Consider the following 15335-nt stretch of genomic DNA (forward strand, 5'->3'; position numbering starts at 1 on the left):
ATGAACGCATTGACCATGACCTGGGGCATAGCTGGCTTGACCGCACTCGGGGTGATTACACGGCCCTTTGCCTGGTCGGAATCAATATGGGCGATGCTCGGCGCGGTTCTGCTTGTTGGGTTTGGGCTTATCGGTCCGACCGATGCCTGGGCTGGTATTGCAAAGGGTATTGATGTCTATCTGTTTCTAATCGGCATGATGTTGCTCTCCGAGCTCGCTCGTCAGGAGGGGCTGTTCGACTGGCTGGCTTCGATCGCCACCACCCACGCCAAGGGATCGCCCAAACGCTTGTTTGTCCTGATCTACGCGGTCGGAGTTGTTGTGACCGTATTCCTGTCGAACGACGCTACAGCGGTCGTGCTCACTCCTGCAGTCTATGCGGCCTGCCGGGCAGCGAAGGTGAGGGACCCTATGCCCTATCTCCTTATCTGCGCTTTCATCGCCAACGCTGCAAGCTTTGTCCTTCCCATCTCCAATCCGGCCAACCTGGTGATTTTCGGAGGCGGGGACATGCCGTCACTATCGCGTTGGTTCGCCAACTTCGCACAGCCTTCGCTCGCCTCTATCATCGTTACATTTCTCGCACTGTACTGGACGCAACGCTCGGTCATTGCGGCTGATGGCGTCGCGTCCAATGTACAGGCCGTGCCATTATCCTTCAGTGCGAAGCTTGCTGGTTTTGCTTTGTGCGGGACGGCCGTCATACTGCTTGGCGCATCGGCGCTGCATTTCGATCTCGGTCTCCCTACGTTTCTCGCCGGTTGTGTGGCAACCGCCGCAGTTCTGCTGATCACGCGAAAAAGCCCTATCGAGACGCTGAAAGATGTTTCGTGGAGTGTGCTGCCTCTGGTCGCCGGCTTGTTCGTCGTTGTTGAGGCATTGAACCGAACAGGACTGATTGATCATCTCGCGCAGTATCTTTCCGACCAGGCATCGGCCTCTCCGGCACAGACCGCAGCTGCTGCGGGCGCAGTCGTGGCTCTGACGTCCAATCTCGTCAACAATCTGCCCGCGGGGATTGTCGCTGGAAGCGCCGTTCAGTTGGCACACGCGTCCGATAAGATTGCCGGCGCGGTGCTGATCGGCGTCGATCTTGGCCCCAACCTCTCCGTCACCGGATCGCTTGCGACGATACTTTGGCTAACCGCGCTTCGCCGCGAGGGACTTCAGATCGGAGCCTGGGCATTCATGAAGACTGGCTTTGTCGTGATGGTGCCCGCGCTCGCTGCTTCGTTGGCCGTCCTCGCGATCCAGTGATCATAGTGGCCAGGCTTTGCTGCAGATCGCTTGGCAACAATCCTGCGCTCTCGTAGGTAGCGAGGGGTAGACTAGAGGCGAGCCGCATGAGGCTGATTTGATGCTGATGTTGGGCGAAATGTCGACTCTCTACAGCCCTGTGCGGGCCAATGCTGTGCTCGATCCTTACGGTTTAGCGCTGACAGGGTTCATGCTGCTCGTAGCCTGGAAAGCGCCGCCCTGGATTGTTGTCAGCTGGTGGGCAGGTGGAGCCTCACTCTCAAAAGAGCGCCGACTGTCGCTGAGGCAGTAGCAACCAGCTGGTCTGTCAGGATGTGTCGCCGGGCTTGGCGGTGTTTTGCTTGCCGCCGATCTCGGCTTTTCGATCGAGCCGGGCGAGGATCACGCCCCATCACATCGCCGCGCCGCATCAAGAGCCGTCGCTCCGTCAAGCTGACCTAGGCTTATGGATGGCCATTCGGCTCAAGGTTGCTCAATGGCCTTTGGTACGCGGCGGCCCCGGACGACGCCTAGAACCGCTCCCAAAGTTCCACCTGTAACCGCGCCTGCGGAACCGCCCGCAAGAACTGCGATGAAGGCGTTCAGCAGTGCAGGCAGGACGCCGGACGCGGCCTGCACGTAAATCCCTGCCGCCAGCCCCAAAACGGCACCCACAATGCCAAGCATAATTGCGAAGCCCGTCACCGTTTCCGACGGATCGATCATTGTTGAAGGTGCGGTGTCATCAATCGGCGGATGTTCGTTTTCTGCGCCTTGCTCCATTTTCCACTCCCTATCGCCGCTTCAATTGCCCACTTGCGAAACGCCCTTGTATCGCCGGCGACCCTCGCCGCTGCACCGTCCAAATCGCTGAACTGGTGTCAGCACACAGGCCGACTGGGCCCATAAGGAGTGCCACGGGTATGAGAACCACCAGATAACTCATGATATCACGGCGGGGTGGCCGCTCCATTGTTCCCAGCGAAATATCGGGCTAGCTAACCGCAAGGAATTGCAAACGACAAGAACCGACGACAACGACATTGCAATTGCTGCTGCTAGCGGCGTGACGCTTCCCGCAATCGCAAACGGAATACTGACGACGTTATAGGCCACCGCGAAACCGAAATTTTGGCGGACAAGATCGTTTGCTCGTTTGGCGGTCTCGATAATGTCTCGCACAGCCAACAGATTATCGCTCAGGAATATGAAGTCAGCATGGTTTCGGCCAATGTCCGAGGCCGTTGATGGCGCGATCGAAACATCGGCTGCGGCGAGGGCAGGGGCGTCATTTAACCCATCGCCAACCATCACGACTTTATCTGATGAGGATTGGAGAGCCCTTATCGCGGCAACCTTGTCAGCCGGGAGCAGCTCCGCGCTGTATCTTTCAATACCGAGACGGTTTGCAACGCGAGATACGGCACGTTTATTATCTCCCGAGACAATACCGAGCGAGGTCCCACCCGCCCTCAGTGTTTGAACCAGCTCTGACGCTCCTGGTCGGACGACGTCCTCAAATTCAAAGACGGCAAGTATCTGATCGTCTCTGGTGAGCACCGAAGCGGTCCCATCGAAGTCTCGTGAAAAGTCCGGAAGGTTCGTTGCCCAGGATGCTCGGCCCAAACGGTAGGTCTGCCCGTGCCTGCGCCCTTCGATACCAAGACCGTGAATTTCGTCTACACTGTCGAATACTTCCGGCTTCGAACCCGCGCGCGTACCCGCATCGGCAACTGCTCGCGCGACGGGATGGTTTGAAAGCTGCGCAAGGCTGGCTGCAATTCCAAGAGCGCCGGGAGGTATTTGCTCGGCCTTGACCAACTGAGGTAGGCCAAGCGTCAGCGTTCCTGTCTTGTCGAACAACACGGTGCGCGCGTGGCATACCCGTTCCAGGGCAGAACCGTCCCTCACCATGATGCCCCGTTCGAAAAGCCGCCGTGTTGCGACGACCTGGACCATGGGAACCGCCAATCCAAGTGCGCATGGGCAGGTGATGATCAGAACCGCGATCGCAGTTGTGACGGCTTGGTGAAGGTCTCCCGAGACGTACAACCAGCCAGCAAGCGTGATTGCGGCAATGGAGTGGACCACCGGCGAATACAAGGCTGCGGCGCGATCCGCCACGCGCCTGTAGTTTGTTCGAGCGCTCTCGGCCGCGTCCACCATGCGTGCCATTTCTGATAAAAAAGAGTCGCCGGCATTTTGGGTCGCAATAACCAGGATTGGGCTACCAGCGTTCAGTACGCCCGCTGACAACGTTGCGCCCACGTCGACGGACCTCCATCGACTTTCCCCTGACACTAAGGACGAGTCGATTTCGGTTCCTCCCTCGTGCACAACGGCGTCGACCGGTACGCGATCGCCTGACCGGACAAGCAGGCGCATTCCCGGCTGAACTTCCTCGAGTGGGGTGTAAGAAAACGTCCCATCCTCATGCACGACGTTGGCGCCCATCGGTATGAGTTTTTGAAGATCATCGATCGCGGAACGTACCTTGCCCCGCATCATTTGATCCAGGGTCCTGCCAGCCAGGAGGACGAAGATGAGCGCCACGCTGGCATCGAAATAAGCATGTCGCGCGCCTGTAAAGGTATCGTACAAACTGAGGATGAACGCGAGGATGATGCCGACACTGATAGGTACATCCATGTTGGTCTGTCCGCTCCGCAGCGCCCTCCATGCGGATGCATAGAAAATCCTGCCGGAGTAGAAGACAGCCGGAAGGGCCAAACCAGCGGAAATCATGTGAAATGCGTTTCGTGTTGCTGGATCTGCCCCTGACCAGACCGAAACAGAGAGGATCATGATGTTCATTGAGCAAAAGCCGGCAACCGCAAGCGCTACCAAGAACGACGACAAGGATTCATCGGCGGACACATCAGTGACGATGTGAGCAGAATAGCCCGCCATGGCTAACGCCCCGATGAAATCGGGGCATTGGGCCTTTTCGCTGTCCCAACTGACTGTGACGCGTCTTCGTGACAGGTTCACGCGCGCGGATTCAACAGCTTGGAGGTCGCCCAACGCCCGTTCGATCTTTGCGATACAACCTGCGCAATGCACCTCAGGTGTAGAAAGGGTTACCTGTCGAAGTCCATTTCCAACACCCCGGCTTGCCAGGAATATTTCCTCGCCACGAGAACGAACCGCATCCTTGTCTGGACAAATATCAGCGAACGAGCAGCAAGCCATGGCTATTTCACCGCTTTATACGCGTGCCAGGTTGCGTGGCCGAGAAGCGGGAAAATGACGATCAACCCGATGCCCGCGGTGGCCACTGCGATCACAAACAGAGCCAAAATCAGCGCACCCCAGAGCAGCATTGGACGCAAGTTGTTCCAGACCAACGCGGCACTGACACCCATCGCCGTGAAGGCATCGATCTGCTGGTCGAGTAGCATTGGAATCGAAAAGGCGCTGATTGCAAAGGAGAAACCTGCGAACAAGGCCCCCACAAATAGCCCCACGGCTAGCATCGCCCAGCCGGTCGGCGTGGTGAGGAGCAGTTCGGCGACGTGCTGGAGGCCGGGGAAGGGGCGAACGCCAAAAAAGAGTGCATAAATCAGGACTGCGGCTCGCATCCACAAAAGCATGAGCATGCAAAGGAGCAATCCTGTGAAAAATACCTGAGCGCCAGCTCTCGGGCGGACGCCAAGCATCCCACCGAAGGTGGTCTGCTGCGCGCTCTCAAGGCGAGCACTCTTCAAATAGAGACCCGACGCCAGAAGTGGTCCGATGATCATCAGACCGGCAACAACTGGAAAGAGAAAGTAATCGCGCCGGGTTGCAAACAATACCCATACCGAGAGGCTGCAAAGAGCGCAGACGACGACGCCATAGGCCAGGCTTTGGGCAGGGGAGATCAAGAAGTCGCGCCAGCCTTTAGCCAGCCAGGTGAACGGGGCGTTTATGGGCAGGTGTCGTTGCCATTTTGGGTTCCAAGTTTCTTCTATACCCGAGACCTCACTAATGAGACGCCTGGTTTTGTTGTGCGAAACCATATGACTCTCCTTAAGCTCGCGATCAGCACGATGACTTGGCTGCCTTGAACTGCCCCGGTCCAGTTCCGGCAACCTTCAGATGCGCTACACATCCAGGATCGCTGTCGTACGCCACAAACAACAAATGAGCATTCGCGCCCACAAAGAGCGCGCATGCCGCAGCAATGAGAGAGAAAACCAGGATGGCCGATTTTGATCGGTGTCTTATCGTCATCACGGCTTCTCTACTCCAAGGGAGTTCACATAAAGAGCCAGGACCTTGATCTCGAGGGGCGTCAACCGCTCGTCCCAAGTTGGCATGTGGCCCTGCCGTCCGCCGTGAACTGTATCGATGATATTTTGAAGGCTACCGCCATACACCCAATACTGGTCTGTAAGGTTGGGTGCCCCAACCTCCTGATTTCCTTGGGCATCCTCACCATGGCACGCAGCGCACGTTGTGAGGAAGACTTCGCGGCCGCGCTCCATTTGCCCGACGTTATCGGCAGTGGAGGCGGCGGGAATAGTGAGGGAGCGAACATACAATGCGACATCCCTGACCTGATTGCGATCCAGCATTTCGTCACGGCCAAAGGCGGGCATCTGCGCCACCCGGCTCTCCTCATGCTGGGTGTTGATCCCGACTTTGAGCGTCTGAGCAATGTTTTCCGGACTGCCGCCCCACAGCCAATCGTCATCCGTGAGGTCTGGGTAGTTATTCCTACCCCGCCCATCGACGCCATGACAGGCAGCACAGTTATCTCCGAACAATTGGTGCCCCATCGATCTGACGGTGGAGATCAAACGTTCGTTGGCTCTGATTTCGTCGAAAGATAGAGTTTCAAGTTGTGTCGTCAGGGCGGCCCGGGCTGATGTGGCACTTGCCAATTTCTCTTCGACGGTTTTGCGCTGGTCGATACCCAGCAGCCCCTTGGTGTAGGTCGAACCAAGCGGCCATGTAGGAAGCAGCACCCACCATAAAAGCGCGAAAATATGCGTGATGATGAGGAAAAGAAGGACCCCTCGCGGTACCGGAGTGTCCAGTTCTTTTATGCCGTTCCATTCGTGCCCGGTTGTTTTGCGGCCGCTAACGGGATCGATTTCGTCTACTTCCATGGCACATCGTCCTCATCGAGAATGTTGTGTTTTGCCCGGTCGAACCGAGCCTTGTTAGACGGCCAGAAAGTGTAAACAAGCACGCAAATCGAGAAGCCGATGAGGTAGAATAAGCCCCAACTCTTGGCTGCTTCAACCAGAGTATCGTGCGTAAACATTTCGGCTCTCCCCGGGTTCAATCGTTGGGATCGGGTGCTTGTTCCGTCGCTGCCGTGTTGGCATAGGCGGCTTCGGTCAGACGGCCAAGCACTTGGAGGTAGGCCACGAGTGCATCCATCTCGGTCACGTTCGTGGCAACGCCATCGAAGGCAGTGACTGTCGTTTTCTCCCCGTATCGCTCGGAGACGCCTGAGGATTGCGTGCTGTCGGGCATTGCCTGGCCGTAGGCGTCAGACGAGGCATTGGCAATCATCGCGTCTGTATAGGGCACGCCAACCACTCGCTGAGCTTGGAGGTGCTCGGCAAGGTCGTTCATCCGCAATGGCGTCCTCGCAAGCCAAGCATATGCCGGCATGTTCGATTCCGGCACAACGTCACGAGGATTGCTCAGATGAGCGACGTGCCAGAAGTCTGAATACTTCCCACCGATGCGGGCAAGATCGGGTCCCGTGCGTTTAGATCCCCATAACATTGGATGATCGTATTTCGACTCGACTGCAAGCGAGTAGGGACCGTACCGTTCAACCTCATCGCGTAGCGTGCGGATCATCTGGCTGTGACAGGCGTAGCAACCTTCCCGGACATAGATATTGCGGCCCGCTAACTCGAGCGGGGTATAAAGCCGCATATCGTCGACGGTTTCGACCGTCTCGTCGATCGTGAACAAGGGGGCAATCTCCACAATGCCTCCTACACTTGCCGCAGCGATGATTGCCAGTACAAATCCGATTGCAGTCCGTTCGAGCTTGCGATGAAACAGTTCTGGCATCGCTTTACTCCGCTGGGCCTGTTGCCGTGTTCTGTGGGATTGACGTGATGGGCGGCGCATCTCCTGCGTAACCACCCACAGGGGCTTCCCGAACGGTCATCCAGATATTGTAGGTCGCAACGATCGCGCCCAACAGGAAGAGGAACCCCCCGAAGGCGCGGGCGATATAATAGGGATACATTGCAACAAGTGAATCGACGAACGAGTAGGTAAGATTGTTGTCTTCACTATAGGTGCGCCACATCAGACCCTGGATGATGCCCGAGTTCCACATGGCAAACACATAGATCAGCGTGCCTGCAAGAGCGAGCCAGAAGTGGACTTCGACCAGCGTGGCTGAATACATGCGTTCCCGTTTCCAGATGGCGGGCACCAGCGTGTACAGTGATCCGTAGGTGATCAGCGCCACCCACCCGAGTGCACCCGCATGCACGTGCCCGACGGTCCAATCCGTATAATGGGAAAGGGAGTTCACCGGGCGTATGGCGAGAAACGAGCCTTCGAAGGTGGACAACCCATAGAAAAAGGCGGCGGTCATCATGAAACGAAGTGTGGCGTCATCCCGCACCTTATGCCACGCGCCGTTGAGCGTGAGCAGCGCGTTCCCCGCTGAGGCCCATGATGGAACGAGCAACATGACCGAAAATGTCATGCCAAGATTTTGTACCCAATGGGGCAATGCCGTGTAGTGTAAGTGATGGGATCCGGCCCACATATAAAAGAACGTAATACCCCAGAAGCTTAGTATCGATAGGCGATACGAAAAAATAGGTCGTTCGGCTCGTTTCGGCAAATAGTAGTAAAGCATTGCCAGAAAGCCTGCAGTCAAAAAGAAAGCAACAGCGTTGTGCCCATACCACCATTGCACCATAGAATCCTGGACGCCTGCCCAGATTGTATAGCTTTTTGCGTGGCCGAGTGAGACGGGGATCGTCAGGTTGTTGACGATGTGCAAGATAGCGACCACCAGGATGAAAGCCATATAGTACCAGTTGGCGACATAGATGTGAGGTTCACGGCGACGCGCCAAAGTCCTGATGTACAGGATGAAGTAGGTCACCCAGACAATTACAAGCCAGAGATCAGCATACCATTCCGCCTCGGCATATTCTTTCGATTGGGTGATCCCCATGAAATACCCGGTGACTGCCAATATGCAGAATAGATTATAGCCCATCAGCACGAACCACGGACTGAGCTGGTCGGCCAACCTTGCGCGGGACGTTCTCTGGACGACGTGGAATGAAGTTGCGATCAAGGCATTGCCACCAAATCCAAAAATGACGCCCGTCGTATGCGCTGGACGGATGCGGCCGAAACTTGTCCATGCCGTATCGAAATTAAGACTGGGCCAAGCGAGCTGTGCGGCCGCCCAAACACCGATGAACATCCCAAAGATCGCCCAGGCGAGGGTCAATGCGACACCGGCCTTGATCGGATCATCATAGTATCGCTCGATACGGGTCGGATCGGGCACACCCTCAAATGCACGCGAAATGATGATGAATATGAGCGCGACACTGTAGAAGAAGATTATTGCGCCATGAACGCCCAGGGGGTCGGTTCGACCAGCCACTCCCATCGCGATCCCGATAATCGCGAGCAAAATTAATATGGCGGACGCCAGCCCCCGTTCGATGGTCGTCAACTGTCCCATGGTTCGACCCCTCCTGCGGTGCCTCGTGTTCGACCATCTATCTTCCGCTAAGTGCTTTTCAAGTGCGAAAACAACGAATTGATATTCGTCAGTGGGACACGAGAGGTGACAACAAACTACCCTACTGTTCACTGAAGCCGTGGTCAGTCGGTTGCGCCCTAGCAAGGTAGCAGAACTTTCCTCGCAAGGGCCATGAAGAGTTGTCGAAAGCCGCTTCGCGGCTTGAATAGCTTGGACCTTTCCAAGGCCCAGACAGGATCAAAGACGAGCTATCGATCCTGCCCTCATTGCTCTGCCGGTTCGAAATCTTGAGCAGTTGCGGCCTACGCAGTTGCCCGCTTGTTTTGGAGCGGCGACGACCGCTAACAGCTCATAAGGTGCCTGAGGGCCTCCGCGTCTTGGATGCCGCTTTGGTACAGCCCTATAAGGCGGGCGGCGAGCGCATCAGCCTCTTCACTTTCCAGTGCAACCCGCTTTTGACGCACCAAATCGCGAAACACAACTTCGATTTTCCTAAAGTCTTCAGGCGCTATTATCTCTTGGCGAGATCCAACGGTTTTGTTCATCACACATAACTCCCCACCGGTAAGGAGGACATGTCATGCTGTCCCAGCGCAGATAATTATGCGCCGCATTTGGCGCGGTGCAATCGAGAATTTCCGGGAGTAATGCCTGCTCAAGTGCTGGGGTGTGTGTTGCGGCAGAATTGGCGAATTTGCTGTCGCGCTGTCCGCAGGGATCGGTCAGCGGCCCGGTGTTGCTCGCCCACGTTGGCGGCAAGCATCTCAATATCGAACTGCACGTCCCTGGCTTGACCAACCACATCATCCAAAGCCTGGAGAACGCAATTTTCAGCTGGGGAAACGCGCGAGGCGTCGAGTTCCGGAATGGCTCTGTGGCAATTGATTATATCAAGGTATCTGATACAGATCGGGTGCGACGTTTCGGAGGACATATGAGTACGCGATTTCTGATGATCAGCCCGGAAGACGGCAAGGACGTGTTGAGATGCCTTGCCGCTCCCGCGCGTCTTTCGATGTTGGAGCTTTTGCACAATCGCGGACCGCTGAACGTCAATGAAATAGCGGAGGCATTGGAGCTGCCGCAGTCGACCACGTCAACGCATCTCAATCTACTGGAGGAAGCGGGTCTTATCCGAACCGAGGTTTCCAAGGCGCGCAAGGGCAGCCAAAAGATCTGCCACGCCGTGCACGAGGAGATCATTCTCTCTTTTGCCAGCCCGGCCCGAACAGCGCAGGAGTTGATCGAGGTTGCGATGCCAGTCGGTCTCTATAGCGGATACGAGGTCTACGCGCCCTGCGGCATGTGCTCCCGTGACGGCATCATCGGTTACCTCGACAGCCCCGACACATTCCTCGCGCCAGACCGCATGAAGGCTGGTTTACTATGGTTTTCAAAGGGATATGTCGATTATCAGTTTCCCAACAATGCCCGCATCAAGGGTGCGGAGGTCAAGGAACTCGAGGTCATCCTAGAGCTCTCCTCCGAAGTGCCGGGAACCTCGGACAACTGGCCATCGGACATCACGCTTTCCATCAATGGCAAGAGTATCTTCGTGTGGACCTCGCCTGGCGACTTTGGCGATCGCCGGGGAAAATATACTCCCGACTGGTGGAAGCTTCGGGGCAGCCAGTATGGCGTACTGAAGTCCTTCCGCGTCACCGAACATGGTACCTTCATTGATGGTGTGCGCTTTTCCGACACCAATCTCGCTGACCTCAACCTGCTCGAACATCGTTCAATTCGTCTACGGATTGAAGTTCCGGAAACGGCCGAACACCCAGGTGGAATCAATATCTTCGGTCGAGGTTTTGGCAATTACGACCAAGACATCGTGCTGCGTTTGAAGATCTGATTTGGTGATTGGGCGCTTGTTGCCGAAATTGGCGGATTGACGCCTGCGCCTTCCCGTGTAAATTATCATACTAATTGATATATATCTGTATTTTGGATATACAGGGAGGAAAGCATGCGCGCAGTCGGTACCGCACACAGCGGTTACGTCATCAGTACCGTTGATCCACGCCTTTACGGCTCGTTCGTCGAACATCTCGGCCGCGCCGTTTATTCGGGGATCTACGAGCCGGATCACCCGACGGCTGACAAGAACGGAATGCGCCAGGACGTGATCGACCTCGTTCGTGAAGCCGATGTTCCGATCGTACGCTATCCCGGTGGTAACTTTGTATCGGCCTATAACTGGGAAGACGGCATCGGCCCGCGCGAAGAACGTCCCGTGCGCCTCGATCTCGCCTGGCACAGCTCCGAGAGCAACCACGTTGGTATCCATGAATTCGCCGATTGGGCGGAAGCGGCCAGCACCGACATGATGCTCGCCGTCAATCTCGGGTCGCGCGGCCTGGATTCGGCTCGCGCCTTCCTCGAATATGTCAATCATCCGGGCGGCAGCTACTGGTCGGATCTTCGCCGCAAGAACGGCCGCGACGAGCCCTGGAACGTCAAGATGTGGTGCTTGGGCAACGAGATGGATGGCCCCTGGCAAATCGGCCAGAAGACGGCGGAAGAATACGGCCGCATCGCGTTCGAGACCGCAAAGGCCATGCGCGCCTTCGACAAGTCGATCGAACTTGTGGTCTGCGGTTCGTCCTCGCCGAAGATGCCGACCTACCCGGCGTGGGAAGCCACGGTTCTCGATTACACCTATGATTCCATCGACTACATCAGCCTCCACATGTACTTCGATAATCATGCAGGAAACACGGCCGATTATCTGGCGCAGAACGCCCGTCTCGACGACTACATCGCCACCGTTGCAGGCGTGATCACCTACACCAAGGCCAAGAAGCGCTCGAAGAAGGATGTCTATATCAGCTTCGACGAGTGGAACGTCTGGTATCACTCGCGTGAGGCCGACCGGAAGGTGCTGGAAGGCAACGACGGTTGGCCGCATGCCCCGGCGCTTTTGGAAGACATCTACAATTTCGAGGATGTGCTGCAGGTCGGCTGCATCCTCAACACCTTCATCCGCCGTTCGGACGTGGTAAAGGTCGGTTGCCTGGCACAGCTCGTCAACGTCATCGCACCGATCATGACTGTCCCGGGTGGACCCGCCTGGCGGCAGACCACGTTCTTCCCCTACGCCTACGCCTCGCGATATGGTCGAGGCAAGGCGCTGCAATTGGCGCTGGACTGCCCCGGCTATTCCACCGACTTTGCAGAAAATGTCGCCTATCTCGACGTTTCCGCTGTCGAGACTGAGGCCGATGGTGCCCTTACCTTCTTCATCGTCAACCGACACCAGAAGGAAGCGATCGAGCTTGAACTCGCTCTTGAAGGCTTCGGCGACCGCAAGGTGATCATGGACAAGGTCATGGAGGGTCACGATCTTCGCGCCGTCAATGGTCCCGGAGGCGAAGCGATCGAGCCGCGGGATGGCTCGGGTGCATCGGTTGCTGGCAGGCGTTTGGTCGCCGCAATCGCGCCGCTGAGCTACCGGATGATCCGGCTCGGCGCGTAAGACGGCAACGACAGGGAGGAGGGACCATGTCAGCATCGATCGAGATCAGCAACGTCACAAAGCGCTACGGTGCGCTTACCGTGCTGGACGACATTTCGCTGTCGATCAAGGCAGGCGAGTTCGTCGTCTTCCTCGGGCCTTCGGGCTGCGGTAAGTCCACCCTTCTGCGTATGATTGCAGGTCTGGAGGATGTGACGAGCGGCACGATCGCGGTGGGCGATCAGCGCGTCGACACGCTGCCACCAGGCAAGCGCGGCGTCGCCATGGTCTTCCAGTCCTATGCGCTTTATCCGCATATGTCCGTCGCCCAGAACATGTCCTTCGGCCTAGAAAACATCGGCATGCCGAAGAAGGAGATCGGGCGTCGCGTCCAGCAGGCCGCCGCAACGCTGGAAATCGCCCATCTTCTCGATCGAAAGCCACAGAAACTTTCCGGTGGACAACGCCAACGCGTGGCGATAGGGCGCGCCATCGTCAAGGAGCCGAAGGCCTTCCTGTTCGACGAGCCGCTGTCTAATCTTGATGCTGCCCTTCGCGGGCGCACCCGGCTGGAACTTGCGCAGCTTCACGGCCGCCTCGGCAGCACGATGATCTTCGTAACGCATGATCAGGTGGAAGCGATGACGCTCGCCGACCGCATCGTCATCATGCAGAACCGCAGGATTGAGCAGATCGGCACACCGATGGAAATCTATCGACGTCCCGCAAGCCGGTTTGTTGCAGGCTTCGTCGGCTCGCCAGCCATGAACTTCGTGCCGATCAAGAGTGTGGCCGACAAAAGCAACACACTGACGCTCGGGACGAGGGGCCTTGGCGACATCCATGCGGCCTTCCGCTTGCCACCGAGTTTTTCGCCAGAAGGTGCAAGCCTCGGCATCCGCGCCGAGAATGTGGCCGTCCTGCCGGCCGGTCAGGAAGGCATTGCTCTTACGGCCGAAGTCGTCGAGCGGCTTGGCGATCGCACGCTGATCTACGGACAAATGTCTGACGGCACTAAGTTGACGGCCGAAACCGACGGACGCAGCGAGGCGCGCGGCGGCGAGATATTGCAGATCGCTATCGATACGACTGCCATCCATCTTTTTGACGCCGCCGGTATCGCCCACCATTCGGAGCGCGACTGACATGGCCGAGAGTTATCGCCGCAGCCAGTGGAGCAATGGCCTTTTCATCGTACCTTACCTATCCGTCTTTATGGCGCTGCTCGTCTTTCCGCTCTTCTGGGGCGCGTGGCTGAGCTTGCACAAGGCCGATCTGTTCGGGCCGGGTCGTTTCGTCGGTCTTGGAAACTATGCGCGCGTGCTTGCCGACCCAGTTTTCCTGCAGGCTCTGCGCAACACGATGGTCTTCGTGCTTGTGAGTGTGCCGTCGCTGGTGGCGCTCGGACTTTTCCTAGCACTTGCCCTCAATAAAACGACACGGACAACCTCGTTCCTGCGCGGCCTGTTCTTTTCTTCGTCAGTACTTTCGGTGACGATCGTGACGCTGATTTGGCGTTTCGTCTTCATCCCCGGTGACGGACTGTTGGCGGTTGTTTCCGAACAGTTCGGGGTACAACCGATAAACGTCCTCTCGACGAGCGGCTGGTCTTTGTTTTCGGTTGGCGTCGCGACCGTGTGGTGGTGCCTCGGCCTGCCGATGATGCTGTTTCTTGCCGCTCTGCAACAAATCCCGAACGATCTCTATGAAGCAGCAGCACTCGACAATGCCAACCCTTGGCGCGTGCTCACCCGCGTTACGCTCCCCTCGATCGCTCGCACCATCATGCTGGTCACGATTATCCAGATCGTCATGCAGTTTCAGCTTTTCGGACAGGCGCAGATCATGACCAATGGCGGCCCCAACGGCACGTCTCGACCGCTGGTCATGTATATTTACGAAGTAGGCTTCGTGCGCTGGGATGTCGGCAAGGCTGCTGCAGCTTCCGAGTTCCTGTTCCTCATCATTCTCGTGGCGGCGATGGCGCAGTATGTGGTCTCGACGCGCAAGACGGAGGCCTCCGAATGAGCACGGATCAAACGACCTATCGCCCTGAGGCCCTGACTGGTAATCGGACGCTGCTTACGATCGCCATTGTGCTCTCGGTCGTCATGATGGCGCCCGTCGCCTGGCTCGTCGGCCTGTCGGTCAAGGACAATAAGGAGCTGATGCTCGGCACGGAATCGGTGTTCCAGTTGCCCTACACGCTTGTCAATTACGTCAATATCATCCACTCGTCGCAGGCCTTCGGCTGGTTCTTCAACAGCGTCGTAGTTGCGATCGGGCAGACGGCCGGCGTGCTGATCCTGTCCTCGCTTGCAGGTTATGCTTTCGCGCGCCTCGAATTTCCGTTTCGCAAGACGATCTTCGTCATCGTGCTCTTCGGCCTTGCCGTGCCCGAGCAGGCGGTCATCATCGCCCGTCACCAGATGGTCAACTGGTTTGGCCTGCATAACTCCTATATCGGGCTGATGCTGCCTGGCATGTCCTCTGCCTTTGGGGTCTTCCTGATGACCCAGTTCTTCAAGGCGATCCCTAAGGAGATCGACGAGGCGGCACTGCTCGACAATGCCTCGTCGCTGCGCATTTTTTGGAAGGTCCTTTTGCCGCTGACGCTGCCGGCCCAGGCGACGCTTGGTATCTTTACTTTCCTGCATGCCTGGAATGACTACTGGTGGCCGCTGATCTCGGCCACGAGGAAGGAGATGTTCACGCTCACCATCGGCATCGCCTCCTCTCAGACCAATTTCGCCCAAAGCGAAGGTCTCGGCTTCCTCAGCGCACAGGCCGTCTTTGCCAGCCTGCCCGTGCTGATCGTCTACGTGATTTTCCAGCGCCATATCGTCACCGCGGTTTCGAGCGGTGCTGTGAAGTGACTGCTGCTGTGGCCGGGAGGAAAGGGCCGCAGCAGGCTTGAACCAGGGCGAGAGCCCCTCAAAG

At 57.2% G+C, this 15335-nt stretch carries 14 protein-coding genes; 6 read left to right on the forward strand and 8 right to left on the reverse strand.

Annotation, left to right across the window (positions count from 1 at the left end):
* Nucleotides 1–1257 (forward strand): arsenic transporter, encoded by a 1257-nt coding sequence (locus J3R84_RS29550; RefSeq protein WP_203528440.1) that lies wholly within the window; start codon nt 1–3, stop codon nt 1255–1257.
* A 462-nt stretch (nt 1258–1719) separates the two neighbouring features.
* On the opposite strand, the gene J3R84_RS29555 is transcribed toward J3R84_RS29550, so the two are convergent.
* The 8 genes from J3R84_RS29555 to J3R84_RS29595 all read right to left on the reverse strand — a co-directional run bounded on the left by J3R84_RS29555 (nt 1720) and on the right by J3R84_RS29595 (nt 9483).
* On the reverse strand, nt 1720–2019 hold the full coding sequence (locus J3R84_RS29555; RefSeq protein ID WP_203528442.1) for a hypothetical protein: 300 nt from the start codon (nt 2017–2019) through the stop codon (nt 1720–1722).
* A gap of 159 nt (nt 2020–2178) precedes the next feature.
* Entirely contained in the window at nt 2179–4428 is a 2250-nt protein-coding gene (locus tag J3R84_RS29560) for a heavy metal translocating P-type ATPase (protein ID WP_203528444.1), read from the reverse strand.
* Between the two features lie 2 nt (nt 4429–4430).
* Nucleotides 4431–5237, reverse strand: coding sequence for a DUF2189 domain-containing protein (locus J3R84_RS29565; protein ID WP_203528446.1), 807 nt, complete (start codon nt 5235–5237; stop codon nt 4431–4433).
* Between the two features lie 213 nt (nt 5238–5450).
* Nucleotides 5451–6332 (reverse strand): cytochrome-c oxidase, cbb3-type subunit III, encoded by an 882-nt coding sequence (ccoP, locus tag J3R84_RS29575; RefSeq protein WP_203528448.1) that lies wholly within the window; start codon nt 6330–6332, stop codon nt 5451–5453.
* Nucleotides 6323–6490, reverse strand: a complete 168-nt coding sequence (locus J3R84_RS29580; RefSeq protein ID WP_057209352.1) for a CcoQ/FixQ family Cbb3-type cytochrome c oxidase assembly chaperone — start codon at nt 6488–6490, stop codon at nt 6323–6325. The genes ccoP and J3R84_RS29580 overlap by 10 nt, the downstream gene beginning before the upstream one ends.
* A gap of 17 nt (nt 6491–6507) precedes the next feature.
* The gene (ccoO, locus tag J3R84_RS29585) at nt 6508–7260 is read right to left on the reverse strand and encodes a cytochrome-c oxidase, cbb3-type subunit II (protein WP_203528450.1); all 753 of its coding nucleotides are present in this window, start codon (nt 7258–7260) and stop codon (nt 6508–6510) included.
* 4 nt (nt 7261–7264) lie between these two features.
* Entirely contained in the window at nt 7265–8917 is a 1653-nt protein-coding gene (gene ccoN, locus J3R84_RS29590) for a cytochrome-c oxidase, cbb3-type subunit I (RefSeq protein WP_203528452.1), read from the reverse strand.
* A 362-nt stretch (nt 8918–9279) separates the two neighbouring features.
* On the reverse strand, nt 9280–9483 hold the full coding sequence (locus J3R84_RS29595; protein ID WP_203528454.1) for a hypothetical protein: 204 nt from the start codon (nt 9481–9483) through the stop codon (nt 9280–9282).
* 389 nt (nt 9484–9872) lie between these two features.
* On the opposite strand from J3R84_RS29595, the gene J3R84_RS29600 reads away from it, so the two are divergent.
* The 5 genes from J3R84_RS29600 (at nt 9873) to J3R84_RS29620 (ending at nt 15271) form a co-directional block, all read left to right on the forward strand.
* Nucleotides 9873–10793, forward strand: a complete 921-nt coding sequence (locus J3R84_RS29600) for an ArsR/SmtB family transcription factor (protein WP_057221677.1) — start codon at nt 9873–9875, stop codon at nt 10791–10793.
* A gap of 114 nt (nt 10794–10907) precedes the next feature.
* Nucleotides 10908–12416, forward strand: a complete 1509-nt coding sequence (arfA, locus tag J3R84_RS29605) for an arabinosylfuranosidase ArfA (protein WP_057221678.1) — start codon at nt 10908–10910, stop codon at nt 12414–12416.
* 26 nt (nt 12417–12442) lie between these two features.
* A complete protein-coding gene (locus tag J3R84_RS29610) occupies nt 12443–13540 on the forward strand; it encodes an ABC transporter ATP-binding protein (RefSeq protein ID WP_057218581.1) in 1098 nt (365 codons plus the stop codon).
* A gap of 1 nt (nt 13541) precedes the next feature.
* A complete protein-coding gene (locus J3R84_RS29615) occupies nt 13542–14423 on the forward strand; it encodes a carbohydrate ABC transporter permease (RefSeq protein WP_057221679.1) in 882 nt (293 codons plus the stop codon).
* Nucleotides 14420–15271 (forward strand): carbohydrate ABC transporter permease, encoded by an 852-nt coding sequence (locus J3R84_RS29620; protein ID WP_057221680.1) that lies wholly within the window; start codon nt 14420–14422, stop codon nt 15269–15271. The genes J3R84_RS29615 and J3R84_RS29620 overlap by 4 nt, the downstream gene beginning before the upstream one ends.
* The last annotated feature ends 64 nt before the right edge of the window (nt 15272–15335 follow it).

The organism is Ensifer canadensis (assembly GCF_017488845.2).
GTDB classification, from domain to species: Bacteria; Pseudomonadota; Alphaproteobacteria; order Rhizobiales; family Rhizobiaceae; genus Ensifer; species Ensifer canadensis.